Source organism: Providencia sp. wls1914, from assembly GCF_009706645.1.
GTDB lineage: Bacteria > Pseudomonadota > Gammaproteobacteria > Enterobacterales > Enterobacteriaceae > Providencia > Providencia zhijiangensis.
Map to the genome: position 1 here is coordinate 20,112 of NZ_WLUN01000005.1, position 20,667 is coordinate 40,778.

The window sequence follows — 20,667 nt, forward strand, 5'->3', positions numbered from 1 at the left end:
ACTCCGCTTTGCTTTGTTGAATTTCTTAATATTACGCTAATTTTAACTCAGATAGAAAAAAAAGCGCTCCATTTCCATGGCGCGCTTATATATTAGCTGATTAAAGACATTACGTCAGTTTGAGTTTTCGCAAAAATGCGTGAAAGACGAAACTAAACTCAATTAACCGTTAACAGCGTCTTTAAGACCTTTGCCTGCACGGAATGCAGGAACTTTTGCCGCAGCGATTTTAATTTCTTTACCTGTCTGCGGGTTACGACCTGTACGTGCTGCGCGTTGACGTACATTAAAAGTACCAAAACCAACTAAAGTAACATCATCACCTTTGCTCAGAGATTTCGTTACAGAAGCAACGAAAGCGTCGACTACGCGACCTGCTGCGGCTTTAGAAATATTCGCTTCTGCAGCGATTTTTTCAATCAGTTGAGACTTATTCACTATTATCATCCCCATATTAGTTTTGACTTTATCGGTTAATTAACCAACTACAGTATAGTTAACATTACTAAGTATAGTTAATTAATGATGCAGCCGTTATATCAATCCTGAATATTAATGGCAAGAAAACAGATAGCACGCTAACCATTATCAGAATCTTCGCTAAAGTAGCGACGAAAAAAAAGACTGACAAGCCCTAAATTAGCTGTCAGCCTTAATTTTATACAAACTTCTTGATTCAGCTCACTCTTTTAGCTTTCTTTTGGACCACTTCAGCCCCAAAAGGAGGATTGACTAATGCTAATGAGAGGACTTCTTCAATTGTCTTAACAGGATGGATTTGCAAATCAGCAATCACATTCTGAGGGATTTCTTCTAAATCACGTTTGTTATCATCAGGGATAAGAACTGTTTTAATACCACCACGATGTGCTGCCAGTAACTTTTCTTTCAACCCGCCAATTGGTAATACTAACCCGCGTAACGTAATTTCACCGGTCATCGCCACATCCGCTTTTACAGGGTTACCTGTTAAGCAAGAAACCAGTGCCGTTGACATTGCGATACCCGCACTTGGGCCATCTTTCGGTGTTGCACCTTCTGGTACGTGAACGTGAATATCACGTTTTTCATAGAAGTCACCATTGATACCCAGTTTTTCTGCACGAGCGCGTACCACTGTCAGTGCAGTTTGGATTGACTCTTGCATCACTTCACCCAGAGAACCGGTGTAAGTTAATTTACCTTTACCCGGTACACAGGCAGTTTCGATGGTCAGTAGATCACCGCCCACTTCTGTCCATGCTAAGCCAGTCACTTGCCCTACACGGTTTTCGGTATCAGCATGACCGTAGTCAAAGCGACGAACACCTAAGTAATCTTTCAGATTATCTGCCGTGATCTCAATATGCTTCAGTTTTTTATCCATCAGCAGCGCTTTCACTGCTTTACGGCACAGTTTAGAAATTTCACGTTCTAATCCACGCACACCAGCTTCACGAGTGTAGTAACGAATGATGCTCATAATTGCGCCATCATCGATAGATAATTCACCTTTTTTCAAGGCATTACGCTCGATTTGCTTAGATAGTAAATGTCTCTTAGCAATATTCAGTTTTTCGTCTTCGGTATAACCAGACAGACGGATCACTTCCATACGGTCTAATAATGGTGCAGGGATATTCATCGAGTTCGATGTCGCCACGAACATCACGTCAGACAGGTCATAATCAACTTCCAGATAATGGTCGTTGAATGCAACGTTTTGCTCTGGATCTAACACTTCTAACAGTGCTGATGCAGGATCCCCACGCATGTCTGAAGACATTTTGTCGATTTCATCCAGTAAAAATAGTGGGTTTTTAACCCCAACTTTCGCCATTTTCTGGATAAGTTTACCCGGCATTGAACCAATATAAGTGCGGCGGTGACCACGGATTTCTGCTTCGTCACGAACCCCACCCAGAGCCATACGGGTATATTCACGCCCTGTAGCTTTCGCGATAGATTGTCCCAGAGACGTTTTACCAACCCCTGGAGGCCCGACTAAGCATAAGATTGGCCCTTTGATTTTACTAACACGGCTTTGAACCGCGAGGTATTCAAGGATACGATCTTTAACGCGCTCTAAGCCATAGTGGTCTGTGTCGAGCACTTCTTGCGCTTTCACTAAATCTTTTTTGACTTTGCTGCGCTTATGCCACGGAACCTGAACCATCCAGTCAATGTAGCTACGAACCACAGTCGCTTCAGCTGACATTGGAGACATCATTTTCAGCTTCTGCAATTCAGCTTCGGCTTTTTCTTGTGCCTCTTTTGGCATTTTCGCTTCTTCGATTTTACGTTTCAGCGATTCGTTTTCATCTGGAGCATCATCCATTTCGCCAAGTTCTTTTTGAATCGCTTTCATTTGCTCATTCAAATAGTACTCGCGCTGGCTTTTTTCCATCTGTTTTTTCACGCGGTTACGAATGCGTTTTTCAACTTGCAGTAACTCAGTTTCTGATTCCATCATTGCCATCAGGAACTCAACACGCTCAGCAATGTTTGCCATTTCTAAAACGCGCTGTTTGTCTGCCAGCTTTAACGGCATATGTGAAGCAATCGTATCAGCCAGTTTATCTAGCTGGTCTTGCTCAATCGCATGCAGTGAAGTCAGAACTTCAGGTGGAATTTTTTTGTTCAGTTTGATGTAGCTTTCGAACTGGCTGACGATAGTGCGATATAAAACTTCTTGCTCTTTTTCATCAACCAATTCTGCAGTGCTAGGTACTTTTGATGCGTCATCGTAGATAGCCGCTTTCGCACCATCATTCGCTAGGTATTCAGCTTGTGCTAAGAAATACTCGCCGTTATCAGTCAGGCTAGTAATACGAGCACGACGTAGTCCTTCAACTAACACTTTAACGGTACCATCAGGTAGTTTCAGCATCTGAATCACAGACGCAATTGTCCCAACAGTAAATAGATCATTCACCCCAGGTTCATCGGTTGAGGCTTCTTTTTGCGCAACCAGCATCACTTGCTTATCATGATCCATTGCTGCTTCCAGACTGTGAATGGATTTTTCACGTCCAACAAACAGTGGGATCACCATATGTGGGTACACCACTACATCACGCAGAGGCAATACTGGTATTTCAATGCGTTCGGAACGCTCTGGATTCATAAAGCTCTCTCTTCGTTTAGCACACGCCAGTTAAGGGTTTCTGCTTATAACAGAAAAAATTCTTGTAAAACACTGCGATATAAACAGCGTTCTTTCAAAATAAGGAAACCACAACTAAGAATATAAACTATATGGGGACAAGATTTTAGCATTCAATGGTTAGTTAAGCATAAAAAACAAAATGAGGGTTACCCCTCATTTTATTTGATTACTTATTGAACACAGACAAGAAATTAATTATCGCCAGAGGCTTGAGCATCTGGTTTGCTGTAGATTAACAGCGGTTCTGACTGTTCATTAATCACATTTTCATCTACAACCACTTTTTCAACATCACTCATTGAAGGTAGATCGTACATGGTATTAAGTAGAGCAGCTTCGACGATCGAACGTAAGCCACGAGCACCGGTTTTACGCGCCATCGCTTTTTTCGCTATCGCCGTTAATGCTTCTTCACGAAACTCTAATTCAGTGCCTTCAAGGTTAAACAGAGCTTGATACTGTTTAGTCAATGCGTTTTTCGGCTCTTTTAAGATTTGAATCAGTGCTTCTTCACTCAGTTCAGTCAATGTGGCAACCACAGGTAGACGACCGATAAACTCTGGGATCAAGCCAAATTTGATGAGATCTTCAGGCTCCGCTTGAGTGAGTAATTCACCTTCAGTTGCCTTCTCAGATTCGCCTTTCACTTGCGCCGCAAAACCAATACCTGAACGTGTATTCAGACGCTGGCCAATAACTTTATCCAACCCTGCAAATGCACCACCACAGATAAACAGAATTTTCGAGGTATCAACCTGTAAAAACTCTTGCTGTGGATGCTTACGACCACCTTGTGGCGGAACCGCAGCTACGGTGCCTTCAATCAGTTTCAGTAATGCTTGCTGCACCCCTTCACCTGATACGTCACGCGTGATGGATGGGTTATCGGATTTACGAGAAATTTTATCAATTTCATCGATATAGACGATACCGCGCTGAGCTTTCTCAACATCATAATCGCATTTTTGTAGCAGCTTCTGGATGATATTTTCAACGTCTTCACCCACGTAACCCGCTTCAGTTAATGTGGTCGCATCCGCCATAGTGAATGGCACATCTAAATAGCGAGCTAACGTTTCTGCTAGTAACGTTTTACCACTACCCGTCGGGCCAATGAGCAGAATGTTACTTTTACCTAATTCAACACCATCGCTGGTTTTATCGCCATTACGTAGACGTTTGTAGTGGTTATAAACAGCAACCGCTAACACTTTTTTCGCTTTTTCTTGACCAATAACGTAGTCGTCAAGATGTTGTCTGATTTCGTGGGGAGTTGGCAATTCACTACGCTCGCGATGCGGAGCCAGTTCTTTGATCTCTTCACGGATGATGTCGAGGCATAAATCCACGCATTCATCACAAATATAGACTGACGGACCGGCAATCAGCTTACGCACTTCATGCTGACTTTTTCCGCAGAAAGAACAGTACAGCAATTTACCTGCCCCCTCTTTGCGTTTATCTGTCATCAGTAGACCTCACTTATATTTATAATGCCTTGTTTTATCAGGCTTACGCAGTAAAACAAGGCAAGAAATTTTCAAAACCTTTAAGATATAAATTAATTATATCAAAATATTCGCAAATTAACGGCTGGTATAAATATGATCAACTAGACCATATTCTTTAGCTTCATTTGCTGATAAGAAACGGTCACGCTCTGTGTCGCGACTAATTTCTTCGATGGATTTCCCAGTATGTTGGGCCATCAATTCATTCATACGCGATTTCACTTTCAAGATTTCTTGAGCGTGAATTTCAATGTCTGTCGCTTGTCCTTGATAGCCACCTAATGGTTGGTGGATCATGACGCGAGAGTTTGGTAAGCAGAAACGTTTACCTTTTGTACCTGCGGTTAATAAAAACGCACCCATTGAGCACGCTTGTCCCATACAGATAGTGCTCACATCAGGTTTGATAAACTGCATGGTGTCGTAGATTGACATCCCAGCAGTGATCACACCGCCCGGTGAGTTGATATAAAGTTGAATATCTTTTTCTGGGTTTTCTGCTTCAAGAAATAGCATTTGAGCGACAATTAAGTTCGCCATATGATCTTCAACCTGACCGGTTAGGAAGATAATACGTTCTTTTAAGAGACGTGAATAAATATCATATGAGCGCTCACCTCGAGAGGTTTGCTCGATAACCATTGGCACAAGTGCCATTTGGGATGCTAACTGCTCCTGACCGCCAAAATGTGACATCGAAATCTCCTATTAAAAACTTTCTGGTGCTTGCGCCTAATTTGCTGTCTGTCCGCCATTTTGGGCAGGGATCGTGCTACAAACAATATTTCTCAAAAACAATATTTCTAAAAAACACTCTTTCGAAGTTAGTTGTGTCTGCCTGCTTATGCTCTTCGCTTACTTCATTATTTTAGTCACTTTTTAAAATATTGGTTAAAAAGTCGCTAAAGAATTAAGCCAGAATACAGTTGAAAACACTGCGGTAGGCAAGATGCTCTGTTAAAGAGTTTAACACAAGTCTATCTAGTTACACGGTTTTATACTGTCGAAAAATGTGTTCCACACAAAAATCCCAACATCATCTAGCGAACGATATCTTGATGACTCTTATTATAATTAGGGTTTAAATGTAATTTTCAAGATGATTTGCACAAAGTCTAAATATTACGACGCTAATTGACAAAAAACCCGCAGTGAAACACCACGGGTTTTGCTTTGTACTGCTAAAAAGAAAAATTAACCAGCTTGAACTTGGTTCATCAGCTCAGTGAAATTAGTTTCTTTTTCAGTTACTTTCGCCGCTGCCAGAATAGTTTCTACAGCTTGCTCTTCTAATGCTAAGTTACGAACACTGTTCATCAGCTCTTCATTTTTGCTGTAGTATTCGATAACTTCTGATGGATCTTCGTAAGCAGAAGCCATGTCTTCGATCAGCGCTTTAACGCGATCTTCGTCAGCTTTCAGCTCGTTAGTACGGATAACTTCGCCTAACAGCAGACCAACAATTACGCGACGTTTAGCTTGTTCTTCGAACAGTTCACGTGGTAATTCCATCGCTTGTTTTTCGTTGCCACCAAAACGCTGCGCAGCTTGACGACGCAGAACATCGATTTCACCATCAACAACTGCTGCTGGGACTTCGATTTCGTTAGCGTTAACCAGACCGTCCAGAACTTGCGCTTTAACACGGTTACGAACTGCATTTTTCAGCTCACGTTCCATGTTTTTACGAACTTCTGCACGCAGACCGTCTACTGAACCGTCAGCGATACCGAAACGCTTAACGAATTCTTCAGTAAATTCTGGCAGTTCACGTTGTTCAACTTTCTTCAGAACGATAGCAAACTTAGCCGCTTTACCTTTCAGGTTTTCTGCATGGTAATCTTCTGGGAAGTTAACTTCGATATCGAATTCTTCACCCGCTTTATGACCAACAACGCCTTCTTCGAAGCCTGGGATCATACGACCTTCGCCCATAACCAGTGCGAAGTCTTCAGCTTTACCACCTTCGAATTCTTCACCGTCGATAGAACCTGTGAAGTTAATAGTGATACGTGAATCAGCAGCCGCTGCATCTTCAACTTCTTTCCACTGTGCTTGTTGCTTGCGCAGAGTTTCCAGCATGTCGTTGAGGTCTTCGTCTTTCACGGTTACTGCTGGTTTTTCAACTTCGATAGTTTCAAAACCTTTTAATTCGATTTCTGGGTACACTTCGAACTCAACCGCGTAAACGAAGTCTTTACCGTCTTCGAACATTTCTGGCTTGTAGCTTGGCGCGCCAGCTGGGTTGATTTTTTGTTCAATGATTGCATTGATAAAGTTACGTTGCATAACATCGCCCAGAACGTCTTGCATTACAGACGCACCGTAACGTTGTTTAACGATATGCATTGGTACTTTCCCTTTACGGAAGCCATCAACACGGACTTTCTTAGCAACGTTAACCAGCTCGCTATTCAGCGCTTTTTCAATATCAGTGGCAGGAACGGTGATTGTTACACGACGCCCAAGGCCTTGAGTCGTTTCAACAGAAACTTGCATCTTCTTACCTCAAAATAAATCTTAGTGATCGGTCTACTCCAGAGTTATGCCATTAAATCATAATGGCAATCTCCCTTCCAGAACCGGGGGCGTTACTTTCATAACGGTCATCCCTGATATCAGAAGCGTCCCGAAACCTTACTGAAAATTAGACGCAGCATTATACCGATGCATGCGCCCTGAGTCGAGAAAAGCCGATAAAAGAAGCGATCATTCCTCTTTATTTGTGACTTTTCTGACTAAAAATTCATTTTTCTCTCTCAAATTGAGGAAAAAACGCTCACTTACAGCAACTCGATAAACACACTATTGATATTCATGTGTCATCAAGACATTTGATTAGCGATTCACACCACCAACACCACGACAAGCAGGCGATTTTAGCGCTGTACTCGCTAATTCATCCCACTCTTTCGGAGTATAAGTGTGTAAAGCTAAAGCATGGATCCCACCTGCAAGCTCGTCAGCCAAAATAGCATAAATTTCACGGTGACGACCAATCATACGTTTGTTTTCAAATTTATCACTGACTAAAACCACTTTGAAATGGCTCTCTGAACCAGGTAACACATTATGTTGATGACTTTCATTAATCACCTCCATATGTTCAGGTTCAAATGCAAACTGTAGCTTTTCACTCACGCGAGACTGCATAGTTTGTGGCATATTGGCCTCCATAGAGACTCCTAAATTAATTAAAAAATGCGGCGGCACATTTGAAAAAAAATCACCCAATCACGCTGCTGGCAACTATCTTCTTATTATAGAAATAGCGGATAATAGCATCTACATTATTGAAACTATGGTCTGGGAATACAAAATGTTCATCAACTGCACATTTATGCGAATTTTTTCTCAAACTGTTGTCTAATAGTGTGAGTTGTTGCACCCCGAACCATAACGGAACATTTTCAATTAGGAAAGATGAACTGGGAAGAATTATGTTAAGAAAACTGTGTTTTCCACTTTTTGCGTTATTTCTATTAGCGGGCTGTACTGCACCGTCTAATACGCTGTCCCTCGAACCTAAGATTGCATTACCTGCCAAGAACCCGACACTCAATGCGACTTCAATTAGCGTGAGTAGCGTTGATAACCGTACAAATCGCTCATTGGCTGAAATTAATCGAAATGGCACTTTAGAGGTACTTAATCCCTCTCGCGATCCGCGTTACCTAATGCAAGAAGCGGTAGAAAAGCAGATGGCCGCTCGTGGTTTCATGGTGACTTCTCCCGCCAATATCAACTTAGTGGTTCAATTAAACAAATTGAACACGCAAGTGAGCGAAGGAAGTTTACGTCATAATATTACGGTTAATTCCAGCGTTGTCGTTAATGCTACCGCGCCAAATGGTTCAACCAAAAGCCGGACTTATAGCCGTAATTACAATACCCAAGGAGCATTAGGCGCAACTAATGAGAAAATTGCTGCGGCGATTAACCTTGCTTTAAGTGATTTAATTTCAGATATGGCGAAAGACCAAGAACTGGCCGATTTTATCAGACAAAATTCACGATATTAATCGCGTATCAAGAATGATTTCATACTAATATCATTCTGGTTCATCAGAGATTAGCCAAAAGCTGTCTGCTTTCTCCTACGAACCCAAGTTATTTCTTTAATACTAATAGCTTGGGTTGTTTTATCTTTCTACTGCGCCATTCTTCGCGCAACGTAATACACCAGCATCAGGCGATGAGGGAATAATGCCACGTTTTACACTGCCCAGATTTACACTGCCCAATAATGTTACCTTAATTTTACTGGGATTCGTCTCAGGGTTGCCCTTGGCATTAACCGCTGGAACATTACAAGCTTGGTTAACCGTTGAAAAAATTGACATTAAAACCATCGGTTTCTTTTCTCTCGTCGGTCAGGCCTACGTTTTAAAATTTCTATGGTCCCCCATGATGGATCGCTATACGCCTCCATTTTTAGGGCGTCGCAGAGGATGGTTGTTAACAACACAAATTTTGCTTGTTATTAGCATTGCAGGCATGAGTTTTATGAACCCGTCGGAACATCTTTGGTGGTTAGCTGCACTAGCAGTCACTGTAGCCTTCTGTTCCGCATCCCAAGATATTGTCTTTGATGCCTATAAAACAGATTTATTAAGCGCAGAAGAGCGAGGTATTGGTGCAGCAACATCTGTCATGGGCTATCGCATCAGTATGCTGGTTTCTGGGGGATTAGCTCTTTGGCTTGCTGATAAATTCTTAACGTGGCAACAGCTTTACTTAGTCATGGCTGCTCTGATGTTTATAGGGATATTCGCAACACTTTTTGCGAAAGAGCCTCAAGAAAATACCGCCCCACCAACTTCGTTAAAAGATGCTATTTATGAACCGCTTGCCGAGTTTTTTAGCCGAAATAACGCATGGCTGATTTTGTTGCTTCTCATCTTTTATAAGATGGGAGATGCTTTCGTTATGGCGCTAAATACTAACTTTTTACTCAATGCTCTTGGCTTTAGTTTAAGCGAGGTGGGTACAGTAAATAAAACCGTTGGTATGGCGGCGACAATCATCGGAGCCCTATTTGGGGGGTATCTGATGAAAAATATGAGCCTATTTAAAGCATTATTCGTCTTCGGTGTTCTCCAAGGTGGTTCGAATATTGGCTACTGGTTCCTTGCAGTAACACCGCCAAATATTATCAGCATGGGATCCATTATCTTCCTCGAAAATATCTTTTCAGGAATGGGAACTGCGGCATTTGTCGCCTTGTTAATGACCTTATGTAATAAGTCTTTATCGGCCACCCAATTTGCCTTGCTTTCAGCATTATCCGCTGTAGGCCGTGTCTATATCGGTCCCGTCGCAAGTATTTTTGTCAGTACCTATGGCTGGCCAATGTTCTACTTAATTTCCATTGGTGTTGCAGTACCGGGGGTTTTATTGTTACTCGCTTGCCGAACTTCGTTGTTATACACCCAAGATACGGGAGAGTTTCAACGCAGAGAGTTTTTCCCTCGAGAATATAAAATCGCGGTTTATGCGCTAATGGCAGCAGCATCTATCCTGGCAGTTTGGTTAATTAGTTTACTAATCACATCATTTGCAGGGGTGAAAGTTTACTTGTTTACTTCCCATATATCCCTGTGGTTAGCGCTCCCGACTTATCAGAATCTCATATTTAACATAGGCATAGCCATTGGCGCTATCAGCCTTATTGTTGGTGGAACCCTCGACTTCCTCGCTGTCCGCAAAGCCATAAAACATAAGCCCATCTGATACTTCAGGTTGATTTCCATTCTATCAAATTCACAACCTCCCCAAGTTAAACTAATTAATTTGGGGAATCTCTCCTTTTTTATCAAATTAGATCTCTCTAGCAAATATCGCTTAAAGATTGATAAAAACGTGATTTTGATCACCCATTCTCTGAAATGGATTTTTTAATTACAAATTGAAAGCTTAATATCTCACATGTTTGAGGATGGTTAGTTGACAAGCTAAAAATTTGCGTAACAACTAATTTTTATTAATACATAAACGAAAATAATGTCTTATGAAAAAAACACTACTCTGTGCTGCTGCTCTAGCATCATTGACAGGAACCGCGAATGCTGAAAATTTTCTTGGGTATCAGAATGGTTTCGCAGATATCAACGTGAACTATCTCGACTGGTCCCGTCATACAGAAAATAAATCTAAAAATACAACCCATAAGGAAGATTTCGCTTACTTCGAGTTAGAAGGTGGCGCTAATTTCAATTGGGGTGAATTATATGGTTTCTTTGATGTTGAAAACCCATTTAATAAACAGCATGAAGATCCGGGCAAAAACCAGCGTTATACACTGAAAACAACAGCTCGAGTCTATATCGCAGATACTGGATTCAACTTATACGGCCACGTTTATGGCACTTGGTCTTTACCGGGTGACAAACACGGTGGCAACTTCCACGAAGTCAACACACTGTATGGTATTGGTTATAACACCTCGATTGGTGATCTGTGGTTCAAGCCTTTCGTGGCTTTACACTATGTTGACCAAACCTATTATTCTGGTAATAACGGCTATGTAGTTGGTTGGGTTGCTGGTTATAACTTCAAAATGTTCCAAGAAGATTTCATGATCACTAACTGGCATGAAATGGAATTTGCACGTCATGAGCGTTATGGCAACGGTGGGCGTGATGGCGTGAATGGCGCATTAGCTTTCTGGTGGAACGCCACGCCAAATTTAGCTGCGGGTGTTCAATATCGTTATGCTGACAATAAGTTAGGTGATGATTTCTACCAAGATGCAATCATTTATACATTAAAGTATAACTTCTAGTGACTAAGGAAATATTGTTTATTTTTTTAACATATTTCCTTTAGTTTCAAAAATGTAACAATTTTTCTTTATTATTTTGCCGGTAAAGTAGCCAATTTAACTTTATCGGCAATATAATCAGTAATTTCCCCTACTCAAATTCTTAACAATCCAAGCAGTTTCCACATTTTTTTGTCAATTTTGTATATATTTTTCTTTGAAAAATTACCAAGATAATTTAGTATTCATACTGTTTTATCAAAACATACCTATAATTAGCAGCAATTTTAACTTTTTAGAAGCAAAAGCTTTACATGTGATCATATTAACATAAAGAGCTAACATTTCCGTTTCTTTACCTTACAATCATTTACACTCGCACAACCTTACCGTAAAATGCCCGCACTGATGAAACGACAATTAGATTCTTGTCATTTGGGGTCGTGGATGAGACTTATGAACTACAAAAAAAGCATTGGAGCAATCTCACTTGTTGCAGCAGCCTTATTATTAGGCGGTTGTGATATGGTGTTGATGGATCCGAAAGGCGCCGTTGGCGTAAAACAAAAAGAACTGATTCTTATTGCAATTGGTTTGATGCTCCTTGTTGTGATTCCTGTTATTTTCATGGCGATTATCTTCGCTGTAAAATATCGTGAGTCCAATAAGTCAGCTACCTACCGTCCTAACTGGGCTCACTCTAACAAAATTGAGTTAGTCTGCTGGACAGTTCCTATCATTATTATCATTATTCTGGGTGCTATCACTTGGAAAACGACTCATGAGCTGGACCCGTATCAGCCATTAGTTAGTGATCAGGAACCTGTCACCATTCAAGTTATTTCAGCTGACTGGAAATGGATTTTTATCTATCCAGATCAAGGCATTGCTACAGTCAATGAAATCGCATTCCCTACTGGTGTTCCTGTAAACTTCAAAATCACGTCTGATTCTGTGATGAACTCATTCTTCATCCCATCTTTAGGTGGACAGATCTACGCGATGGCGGGTATGCAGACAAAACTTCACTTAATCGCTAACGAACCAGGTACCTATAAAGGCTTCTCAGCAAGCTATAGCGGTCACGGGTTCTCAGATATGAAGTTCAATGCTATTGCAACAGCAGATCGCCAAGGCTTCGATGAGTGGGTACAGAAAGTAAAAGCATCACCAAAAACTATGGATACGATGCAGGCATTCGACGAAGTTGCTAAACCTAGCATGAACGTTCCTGTTACCTACTTCTCTAGCGTGAAACCTAAACTTTATGAAGACATCATTATGAAGTTTGGTCATGAGCACCATAAAGGTCACGCTCCTGTAGATGCTAATAATGAAGCAAATCATTCTATGCACATGGGCAACACTGCTCAAGCGCAAGAATCTACAGGTCATTCAATGCATATGAGCCATAATGCTCATGCAGGCGCTGAGGAATAAGGGCATGTTTGGAAAATTAACACTGGACGCAGTTCCACTTCATGAACCGATTATCGTTATTACGCTGATTGCCATTGTCCTCGGTGGACTTGGCTTAGTCGGTGCAATCACCTATTTCGGAAAGTGGAAATGGCTGTGGAAAGAGTGGTTAACCTCTGTTGACCACAAAAAAATTGGTATTATGTACATCATCGTTGCGATGGTGATGTTATTCCGTGGATTCGCGGATGCTATCATGATGCGTGGTCAGCAAGTGCTGGCTTCAGCGGGTCAAGAAGGTTTCTTAAACCCTCACCACTATGATCAAATCTTTACAGCGCACGGCGTTATCATGATTTTCTTCATGGCAACTCCATTTGTTGTTGGTTTGATGAACTTAGTTGTTCCTCTGCAAATTGGTGCCCGTGACGTTGCATTCCCATTCCTTAACTCCCTGAGCTTCTGGTTCTTCGTAGTGGGTGTTGTGTTAATCAACATCTCATTAGGGGTAGGTGAATTCGCACAAACTGGTTGGTTAGCATACCCTCCTCTGTCCGGCTTGGAGTACAACCCGGGGGTCGGGGTCGATTATTGGATATGGAGTCTCCAGATATCCGGTATCGGTACGCTATTAACAGGTGTTAACTTCTTCGCGACCATTATCCGTATGCGTGCACCGGGTATGTCGATGATGAAAATGCCAGTATTTAGCTGGGCAGCATTCTGTACCAACATCCTGATTATTGCAGCATTCCCAATTCTGACAGTGACCATCACGTTACTGACATTAGACCGTTATCTGGGCACCCATTTCTTCACTAACGATATGGGCGGCAACATGATGATGTACATCAACCTGATTTGGGCATGGGGTCACCCTGAGGTGTATATCCTTGTTCTACCAGTGTTCGGTGTGTTCTCAGAAATTGCAGCAACCTTCTCGAAAAAGCGTCTGTTTGGTTATACCTCACTAGTGTGGGCAACCATCGTTATCACCGTTATGTCCTTCATCGTTTGGTTACACCACTTCTTTACGATGGGTTCAGGTGCGAACGTTAACGCCTTCTTTGGTATCGCTACGATGATTATCGCAATCCCTACAGGGGTTAAGATTTTCAACTGGCTGTTCACCATGTACCAAGGTCGTATCGAGTTCAAATCACCAATGTTATGGACTATCGGTTTTATCATCACCTTCTCTGTGGGTGGTATGACTGGTGTTCTGTTAGCGGTTCCAGGTGCGAACTTCGTTCTGCACAACAGCCTGTTCCTGATTGCTCACTTCCATAACGTTATTATCGGTGGTGTGGTATTCGGATGCTTCGCTGGTATGACTTACTGGTTCCCGAAAGCTTACGGTTTCACGCTGAATGAGAAATGGGGTGTTCGTGCCTTCTGGTTCTGGATCACTGGTTTCTTCTTAGCATTCATGCCGTTATATATCCTTGGCTTTATGGGTATGACCCGTCGTCTGAGCCAAAATATTGACCCAACCTATCACGGTATGCTGGTTGCAGCTGCGTGTGGTGCTGGTCTGATTGCTCTGGGTATTGCTTGCCAAGTTATCCAAATTATCGTGAGTATCCGTGACCGCCATGAAAACCGTGATTTAACCGGTGACCCATGGGGTGGACGTACTCTGGAGTGGGCAACTTCTTCTCCGGCACCATTCTACAACTTCGCTGTTGAACCACAGATTCAAACTCGCGATGCTTGGTGGGATATGAAAGAGAAAGGTATCGCTCATAAGAAACCTACTTCATATGAAGAAATTCATATGCCGAAAAATACAGGCGCTGGCGTAATCATCGCTGCATTTAGCTTGATTTTTGGTTTCGCAATGATCTGGCACATCTGGTGGCTGGCAATCGTTGGTTTCGGTGGCATGATTGTTACTTGGATTGCAAAAAGCTTCGACGAAGATGTTGATTACTACGTACCTGTGGCTGAAATCGAACAAATCGAGAATAAGCACTTTGAAGAATTACGTAAGGCAGGTGTGAACGATGTCAACTAATACAATGACTAATCATAATGTAGCCCATGCAGAGCATGGGCACCACGATGCGGGTGCAACCAAAGTATTCGGATTCTGGATCTACTTAATGAGTGACCTGATCCTGTTTGCTAGCTTGTTTGCAACTTACGTGGTTTTATCTGATGGCACTGCTGGCGGTCCTGCTGGTAAAGACATCTTTAGTTTGCAGTTCGTATTAGGTGAAACATTCTTACTGTTATTCAGTAGTATCACCTACGGTTTTGCAATGATTGCAATGCACAAAGAGAAAGTCGCTGCCGTTAACTTATGGCTGTTCATTACTTTCTTATTTGGTCTTGGCTTCGTTGTTATGGAAGTTTATGAGTTCCACGAACTGATCGCTGAAGGCTACGGCCCAGATCGCAGTGGTTTCTTATCTGCTTTCTTCGCATTAGTTGCGACTCACGGTATCCACGTAACTTGTGGTCTGGTTTGGATCATTCTGATGATTATCCAAAACTGTCGTCGTGGTCTGACTGCGGTTAACAAAACCCGTCTGAACTGCCTGAGCCTGTTCTGGCACTTCTTAGATGTTGTTTGGATCTGTGTATTTACCGTTGTTTATCTTCTGGGGGCTATTTAAATGAGTCATGCAAAAGATGCTCATACTGGAGCAAGCCACGGTAGCGTTAAGACATACCTGATTGGCTTTATTCTGTCAGTTATCCTGACTGTAATTCCTTTCTGGATGGTGATGAATGGAACAGCTTCACAAGGCGTTATTCTAGCAACTGTTGTTGGAATGGCTGTTGTGCAAATCCTTGTACACCTTGTTTGTTTCTTACACATGAATACATCATCAGATGAGCGCTGGAACCTGATTGCATTCCTGTTCACTATGCTAATCATCGGTATCGTTGTTATTGGCTCTCTGTGGATTATGTACAACCTGAACATCAATATGATGCTCGACTAAAGAGTTGCCGATATGTTTAAGCAATACCTGCAAGTGACCAAACCAGGAATTATATTCGGAAATCTGATTTCTGTGATCGGCGGTTTTCTGCTGGCCTCTAAAGGGTCAATTGACTACCCGCTGTTTATTGCGACTTTGCTGGGTGTATCATTGGTCGTGGCTTCTGGTTGTGTATTTAACAACTACATCGACCGTGATATTGACCGTATCATGGAAAGAACTAAGAATCGCCCTTTAGTTAAAGGGCTGATTGACCCGAAAGTTAGCCTGATTTACGCTGCTGCATTAGGTATTGCTGGCATGGTGCTGCTACTCGTAGCAGCCAATGCTCTGGCAATGCTCCTTGCACTCATTGGTTTCATTGTGTACGTGGGCGTGTATAGCCTGTACATGAAGCGTAAGTCTGTTTATGGCACGTTGATTGGCAGCCTATCTGGCGCAGCACCACCGGTTATCGGCTACTGCGCTGTCACAAATGAATTTGACGCTGGAGCCTTAATCCTGCTGTTAATCTTCAGCTTGTGGCAGATGCCGCACTCATATGCCATCGCAATTTTCCGCTTTAAGGATTACAAAGCCGCAAACATTCCCGTGTTACCGGTGATCAAGGGTATATCTGTCGCTAAGACTCATATCTTCTTGTATATCCTTGCGTTTATGGTCGCAACATTAATGTTAGCGATTAGCGGATACGCAGGCTATAAATATCTGGTTGTCGGCGCTGCGGTTAGCTTATGGTGGCTTGGTATGGCAATTTCTGGTTTCAAAACCGAAAATGACGACCGAGTTTGGGCGCGTAAGCTGTTCATCTTCTCTATCGTAGCGATTACCTCGCTAAGTGTGATGATGTCAGTTGACCCAACCGTTACAAGCGATACTGTTATAGCGTTAGTCCGATAATTTATTGCATCATTGACAATAAATGCGTTCAAACGGCGGGGAGTGCAAACTTCCCGCCGTTTTTCTTTGTCTGCGAATATTTTTGTGATGATTTTTATGGTTAAATAGCCGCCTGCTATCAATAAACCAATGCTTTTATATAAAAAACATAACTCACTGATTTATCTTTAAATTAACACCAAAACAGCTACAACCCGAAATAAAAAGAATAATTTAAACTCATTAAGATTTAATACTCTAAATAGTTTGGGTTGTAGCAAGGCGGCAAGTGAAGCTAATCCCTAGGAACGTAGATAACTACGTGACTAGGGTTAGCGAGCGTAGCCAACAACGCTACAGCTCAAAATATAACGAGTATTTTTATGAATGATAATAAAATGACCCACCTAGAACTCCGTGCCACTTGGGGACTAGGATCCGTATTCTCCCTTCGCATGCTCGGCATGTTTATGGTGCTCCCGATCCTCACCAGTTATGGGATGCACTTACAGGGCGCTAACGAGTTTTTGATTGGGTTGGCGATTGGTATTTATGGGCTTAGCCAAGCTATTTTTCAAATTCCTTTTGGCTTGATGTCTGACCGTATTGGTCGTAAACCTCTCATTGTTTTTGGCCTACTTATTTTTATTGCAGGTAGTGTTATTGCCGCGCTAAGCGATTCTATTTGGGGCATTATTATTGGTCGAGCTTTACAGGGCGCTGGTGCTATCTCTGCTGCCGTTATGGCTTTGTTATCGGATTTGACCCGCGAACAAAATCGTACAAAAGCAATGGCATTTTTAGGTATTAGCTTTGGTGTAACGTTTGCTATCGCCTTAGTTTTAGGGCCTATTGTGACCCACGCTGTTGGCCTAAGCGGCTTATTTTGGGGGATCACCTTATTAGCCGTTGGTGCTATTTTCGTTACTCTCTTTGTGGTACCCAATAACACTCACCATGTTGTAAACCGTGAATCTGCTTTTGTTAAAAGCAATTTAAAAGCGGTTTTACTTAATCCCCAACTTCTCAAACTGAATGTCGGAATTTTAAGTCTGCATACTCTGCTAATGTCCAGCTTTGTCGCCCTACCCTTGATCATGACCGATGCCGGTTACTTGGCACAAGATCACTGGAAAGCGTATTTAGTCACCATGTTAGTCGCCTTTGTTTGCGTACTTCCTTTTATTATTTACGCGGAAAAACAGCGCAAAATGAAGCAAGTTTTCCTGTTCTGCATTTTGCTCTTAGCGGCTGCGGAAATTGTTTTATGGCAATCAGGTCACCAGCTTTGGATTATCTTCTTAGGGATCCAACTGTTCTTTATTGCATTTAACGTGATGGAAGCCATTTTACCGTCCCTGATCAGTAAAGAAGCTCCAGCCGGATACAAAGGAACGGCCATGGGTGTCTACTCCACCAGCCAATTTCTAGGGGTAGCCTTAGGCGGAATTCTGGGAGGCTGGTTGTATAAATTTGAAGGAGCCAGTACCGTATTTATCGGCGGACTACTGCTTTGTGTTATCTGGTTTGCTATCAGCTTAACCATGAAACAACCGCCTTACGTCAGCAGTATTCGCATGGTTCTTCCACATCGTTTTAAAAATATCAACAAACTTCAGGAACAGTTAAAAGCCATGAACGGTGTGCTTGATGTGGTTGTGATTGCTGAAGAGATGAGTATTTATATCAAGATTGATAAGAAAGTGGTTAACCGAGCAGAGCTTGAAGCCATTATCCACGCTTAATCATATGTAATCTTATAATTAACAAATAGCCCGCAATATTGCGGGCTATTATCAATAACTAAAACACGCTTATCAATTAGTCGCGGAAGTTATTAAACTGGAATGGTTGACCTAAGTTACCGCCACGGACTAACGCCATAACAGCTTGTAAATCATCTCGTGCCTTACCTGTTACACGCACTTGTTCGCCTTGAATTTGCGCCTGCACTTTCAACTTGCTGTCTTTAATCAGCTTAACAACTTTCTTCGCCATACTCGCTTCAATGCCTTGTTTTAAAGTCACTTCCACGCTGTAAGTTTTACCGCTATGTACAATATCTTCAGGGACATTCAGCACTGCGCCATCAATTCCCCGTTTTGCCATTTTCTCTCTTAAGATATCAAGCAGTTGTAAAACTTGGAAATCGGATTCACTGGTCACTTTGATAGACTCATTCTTATCATTCAGTTCAAAGCTTGCCGTGATATTTTTAAAATCCCAGCGGCTAGTCAGTTCGCGCTGAGCATTTTCTACCGCATTGCGGACTTCACTCATTTCAACTTCAGATACAATATCAAATGATGGCATTTTAACGCTCTCCTATAATCAATCGGCTTATAATAGCTTATTTGCCCATGACACTCCATGTTGTCAGATTGGCTCACTTGTATAACGCAACTAATTATTTGGATATCATATTAAAATCGCTATGATGGCGGTTATTAATCCAAATCAACCGCTCTCAGATAGTAGGGAAAATCGATGAAAATAACCCTGATTGGCTGTGGTGCTATTGGTAAACTTTGGCTAGCCGCCCTCTCCTCACAAGGACACAATGTTCAAGGATGGCTACGAGTTGCTCAATCCGACTTATTTGTTGATGTTAATGGACCTGACGATAAAATTTTCCGTGAATTAATTCCTTGCAATAACCATCAGCATCTACACACAAGCGAATTAGTGATTGTCTGTTTGAAAGCATGGCAAGTTTCTGATGCTTTATTGCCCCTGCTGCCCATCATTCCTGAAACTAGCCCTATTCTCCTACTGCATAACGGATTAGGCACCTTGGAAGAGTTAGGCACATTGCGCCATCCATTTTTGAGCGGAGTTACAACTCATGCGGCGTGGCAAGATAACAACCAAGTTTTTCATACTGCCAGCGGTATCACTCATATAGGTGCAGTCAACTCTCAAGCAGAAGCTTATTACCCTATCGCCAATATCCTGCATGAAGCTCTACCGGATGTGGCATGGCATAATCAGATCCTCAATACCATTTGGCGAAAACTGGTCGTTAATTGCGTGATAAACCCGCTTTCCACGGAACACAATTGTACCAATGGGCAAATCATTCACTATCCTGAACAAATTTCACGGGTCATAGATGAATGCTGCCAAGTAATGGTTGCCGAGGGGTTGCATACTGATAAAGAAGAGATGACCGAACGCGTCTATGACATTATTCATCAAACATCGGAAAACTATTCATCCATGCGGCAAGATGTTCGCCATCATCGCAGAACTGAAATTGATTACATCACGGGCTTCTTAATCAAAAAAGCTCGAGCTCATGGCTTAGCCACCCCTGAGAATGACCGTTTGTATCACTTAATTAAAAATAGAGAACAAAGTTATGACAACCTCCGTGCTGATATGCATCGCCAATGGTAGTGAAGAAATTGAAACCGTCACGACCGCTGATTTACTGGTTCGTGCCGGAATACAGGTGACATTAGCCAGTGTGACGGAAGACGGAACGTTAGAGATAACCGCATCTAGAGGTATTAAACTCGTTGCCGACCTTCCCATCATCCGCGTTGCAGACGAACCTTTTGACGCCATCGTGTTACCCGGCGGTCTGGCAGGAGCAGAAGCTTTCCGTGATAGCCCACTGGTGGTTGAGAAAATCAGGCGCATGCATTTAGATGGAAAAATTGTGGCAGCCATTTGTGCCGCTCCAGCTCTTGTTTTGGAGCACCACCAACTATTCCCTCTTGGGAATATGACTGCTTTTCCAAGCATGCGAGATAAAATTCCAGCTCATAAATGGGTCGATAAGCGCGTCTATTTTGATGAGCGAGTAAATTTACTGACTAGCCAAGGCCCTGCGACAGCCTTTGACTTTGCACTGAAATTGATTGAATTATTACAAGGACGAAAAACCGCAGCCAATGTCGCCTCACAACTCGTTTTACCACCCGGTATTAATGATTATCTGGAAGACTAGAAACAAAAAAGCGAGCTAATCAGCTCGCTTTTTCATTC

The 20,667-nt window shown here is 42.2% G+C and carries 16 protein-coding genes and 2 pseudogenes; 11 read left to right on the top strand and 7 right to left on the bottom strand.

Going from position 1 to position 20,667, the window contains the following annotated elements; genetic code table 11:
• Positions 1–162 precede the first annotated feature (162 nt).
• The 6 genes and pseudogenes from hupB to bolA form a co-directional block, all read right to left on the bottom strand.
• The gene (gene hupB, locus GKR74_RS04650; protein WP_181478026.1) at positions 163–438 is read right to left on the bottom strand and encodes a nucleoid-associated protein HU-beta; all 276 of its coding nucleotides are present in this window, start codon (positions 436–438) and stop codon (positions 163–165) included.
• Positions 439–658: 220 nt separating this feature from the next.
• A pseudogene (gene lon / locus GKR74_RS04655) lies at positions 659–3,106 on the bottom strand (endopeptidase La).
• 233 nt (positions 3,107–3,339) lie between these two features.
• Positions 3,340–4,617: an ATP-dependent protease ATP-binding subunit ClpX gene (gene clpX, locus GKR74_RS04660; RefSeq protein ID WP_006657220.1), complete on the bottom strand. Its 1,278-nt coding sequence runs from the start codon at positions 4,615–4,617 to the stop codon at positions 3,340–3,342.
• Between the two features lie 117 nt (positions 4,618–4,734).
• Complete coding sequence (gene clpP / locus GKR74_RS04665; RefSeq protein ID WP_006657219.1) at positions 4,735–5,355, bottom strand: ATP-dependent Clp endopeptidase proteolytic subunit ClpP; 621 nt, start codon at positions 5,353–5,355, stop codon at positions 4,735–4,737.
• Between the two features lie 498 nt (positions 5,356–5,853).
• A complete protein-coding gene (tig, locus tag GKR74_RS04670) occupies positions 5,854–7,158 on the bottom strand; it encodes a trigger factor (RefSeq protein ID WP_154602731.1) in 1,305 nt (434 codons plus the stop codon).
• Between the two features lie 339 nt (positions 7,159–7,497).
• Complete coding sequence (gene bolA, locus GKR74_RS04675) at positions 7,498–7,836, bottom strand: transcriptional regulator BolA (protein WP_154602732.1); 339 nt, start codon at positions 7,834–7,836, stop codon at positions 7,498–7,500.
• A gap of 263 nt (positions 7,837–8,099) precedes the next feature.
• On the opposite strand from bolA, the gene GKR74_RS04680 reads away from it, so the two are divergent.
• From GKR74_RS04680 to GKR74_RS04720, 9 genes and pseudogenes are all read left to right on the top strand, one after another.
• Positions 8,100–8,681, top strand: a complete 582-nt coding sequence (locus GKR74_RS04680) for a YajG family lipoprotein (protein WP_154602733.1) — start codon at positions 8,100–8,102, stop codon at positions 8,679–8,681.
• Between the two features lie 184 nt (positions 8,682–8,865).
• A pseudogene (ampG, locus tag GKR74_RS04685) lies at positions 8,866–10,368 on the top strand (muropeptide MFS transporter AmpG); the annotation flags it as partial.
• Between the two features lie 301 nt (positions 10,369–10,669).
• Complete coding sequence (locus GKR74_RS04690; protein WP_154602735.1) at positions 10,670–11,443, top strand: nucleoside-specific channel-forming Tsx family protein; 774 nt, start codon at positions 10,670–10,672, stop codon at positions 11,441–11,443.
• A 426-nt stretch (positions 11,444–11,869) separates the two neighbouring features.
• Positions 11,870–12,862, top strand: coding sequence for a cytochrome o ubiquinol oxidase subunit II (gene cyoA / locus GKR74_RS04695; protein ID WP_036953895.1), 993 nt, complete (start codon positions 11,870–11,872; stop codon positions 12,860–12,862).
• Positions 12,863–12,866: 4 nt separating this feature from the next.
• Complete coding sequence (gene cyoB / locus GKR74_RS04700; RefSeq protein WP_036953892.1) at positions 12,867–14,858, top strand: cytochrome o ubiquinol oxidase subunit I; 1,992 nt, start codon at positions 12,867–12,869, stop codon at positions 14,856–14,858.
• Positions 14,848–15,462, top strand: coding sequence for a cytochrome o ubiquinol oxidase subunit III (locus tag GKR74_RS04705; protein ID WP_036953890.1), 615 nt, complete (start codon positions 14,848–14,850; stop codon positions 15,460–15,462). Before cyoB ends, GKR74_RS04705 begins: the two co-directional genes overlap by 11 nt.
• A complete protein-coding gene (locus tag GKR74_RS04710) occupies positions 15,463–15,795 on the top strand; it encodes a cytochrome o ubiquinol oxidase subunit IV (protein WP_006657209.1) in 333 nt (110 codons plus the stop codon).
• A gap of 12 nt (positions 15,796–15,807) precedes the next feature.
• On the top strand, positions 15,808–16,695 hold the full coding sequence (cyoE, locus tag GKR74_RS04715; RefSeq protein WP_036953887.1) for a heme o synthase: 888 nt from the start codon (positions 15,808–15,810) through the stop codon (positions 16,693–16,695).
• A gap of 362 nt (positions 16,696–17,057) precedes the next feature.
• Positions 17,058–18,419 (top strand): MFS transporter, encoded by a 1,362-nt coding sequence (locus tag GKR74_RS04720; RefSeq protein ID WP_154602736.1) that lies wholly within the window; start codon positions 17,058–17,060, stop codon positions 18,417–18,419.
• 76 nt (positions 18,420–18,495) lie between these two features.
• Here GKR74_RS04720 and GKR74_RS04725 read toward each other — a convergent pair whose 3' ends face one another.
• Complete coding sequence (locus tag GKR74_RS04725; RefSeq protein WP_036953882.1) at positions 18,496–18,987, bottom strand: YajQ family cyclic di-GMP-binding protein; 492 nt, start codon at positions 18,985–18,987, stop codon at positions 18,496–18,498.
• Between the two features lie 174 nt (positions 18,988–19,161).
• On the opposite strand from GKR74_RS04725, the gene panE reads away from it, so the two are divergent.
• Positions 19,162–20,073: a 2-dehydropantoate 2-reductase gene (gene panE, locus GKR74_RS04730; protein WP_154602737.1), complete on the top strand. Its 912-nt coding sequence runs from the start codon at positions 19,162–19,164 to the stop codon at positions 20,071–20,073.
• On the top strand, positions 20,036–20,629 hold the full coding sequence (gene yajL / locus GKR74_RS04735) for a protein deglycase YajL (protein ID WP_154602738.1): 594 nt from the start codon (positions 20,036–20,038) through the stop codon (positions 20,627–20,629). The genes panE and yajL overlap by 38 nt, the downstream gene beginning before the upstream one ends.
• Positions 20,630–20,667: the final 38 nt, after the last annotated feature.

Excerpts from the sequence above, each read along its gene's own strand:
- GKR74_RS04690 (WP_154602735.1), top strand. The coding sequence starts at position 10,670 with ATGAAAAAAACACTACTCTGTGCTGCTGCTCTAGCATCATTGACAGGA.
- cyoB (WP_036953892.1), top strand. The coding sequence starts at position 12,867 with ATGTTTGGAAAATTAACACTGGACGCAGTTCCACTTCATGAACCGATT.
- GKR74_RS04705 (WP_036953890.1), top strand. The coding sequence starts at position 14,848 with ATGTCAACTAATACAATGACTAATCATAATGTAGCCCATGCAGAGCAT.
- GKR74_RS04710 (WP_006657209.1), top strand. The coding sequence starts at position 15,463 with ATGAGTCATGCAAAAGATGCTCATACTGGAGCAAGCCACGGTAGCGTT.
- cyoA (WP_036953895.1), top strand. The coding sequence starts at position 11,870 with ATGAGACTTATGAACTACAAAAAAAGCATTGGAGCAATCTCACTTGTT.
- GKR74_RS04720 (WP_154602736.1), top strand. The coding sequence starts at position 17,058 with ATGAATGATAATAAAATGACCCACCTAGAACTCCGTGCCACTTGGGGA.
- GKR74_RS04680 (WP_154602733.1), top strand. The coding sequence starts at position 8,100 with ATGTTAAGAAAACTGTGTTTTCCACTTTTTGCGTTATTTCTATTAGCG.
- clpP (WP_006657219.1), bottom strand. The coding sequence starts at position 5,355 with ATGTCACATTTTGGCGGTCAGGAGCAGTTAGCATCCCAAATGGCACTT.
- tig (WP_154602731.1), bottom strand. The coding sequence starts at position 7,158 with ATGCAAGTTTCTGTTGAAACGACTCAAGGCCTTGGGCGTCGTGTAACA.
- panE (WP_154602737.1), top strand. The coding sequence starts at position 19,162 with ATGAAAATAACCCTGATTGGCTGTGGTGCTATTGGTAAACTTTGGCTA.
- cyoE (WP_036953887.1), top strand. The coding sequence starts at position 15,808 with ATGTTTAAGCAATACCTGCAAGTGACCAAACCAGGAATTATATTCGGA.
- clpX (WP_006657220.1), bottom strand. The coding sequence starts at position 4,617 with ATGACAGATAAACGCAAAGAGGGGGCAGGTAAATTGCTGTACTGTTCT.
- yajL (WP_154602738.1), top strand. The coding sequence starts at position 20,036 with ATGACAACCTCCGTGCTGATATGCATCGCCAATGGTAGTGAAGAAATT.
- bolA (WP_154602732.1), bottom strand. The coding sequence starts at position 7,836 with ATGGAGGCCAATATGCCACAAACTATGCAGTCTCGCGTGAGTGAAAAG.
- GKR74_RS04725 (WP_036953882.1), bottom strand. The coding sequence starts at position 18,987 with ATGCCATCATTTGATATTGTATCTGAAGTTGAAATGAGTGAAGTCCGC.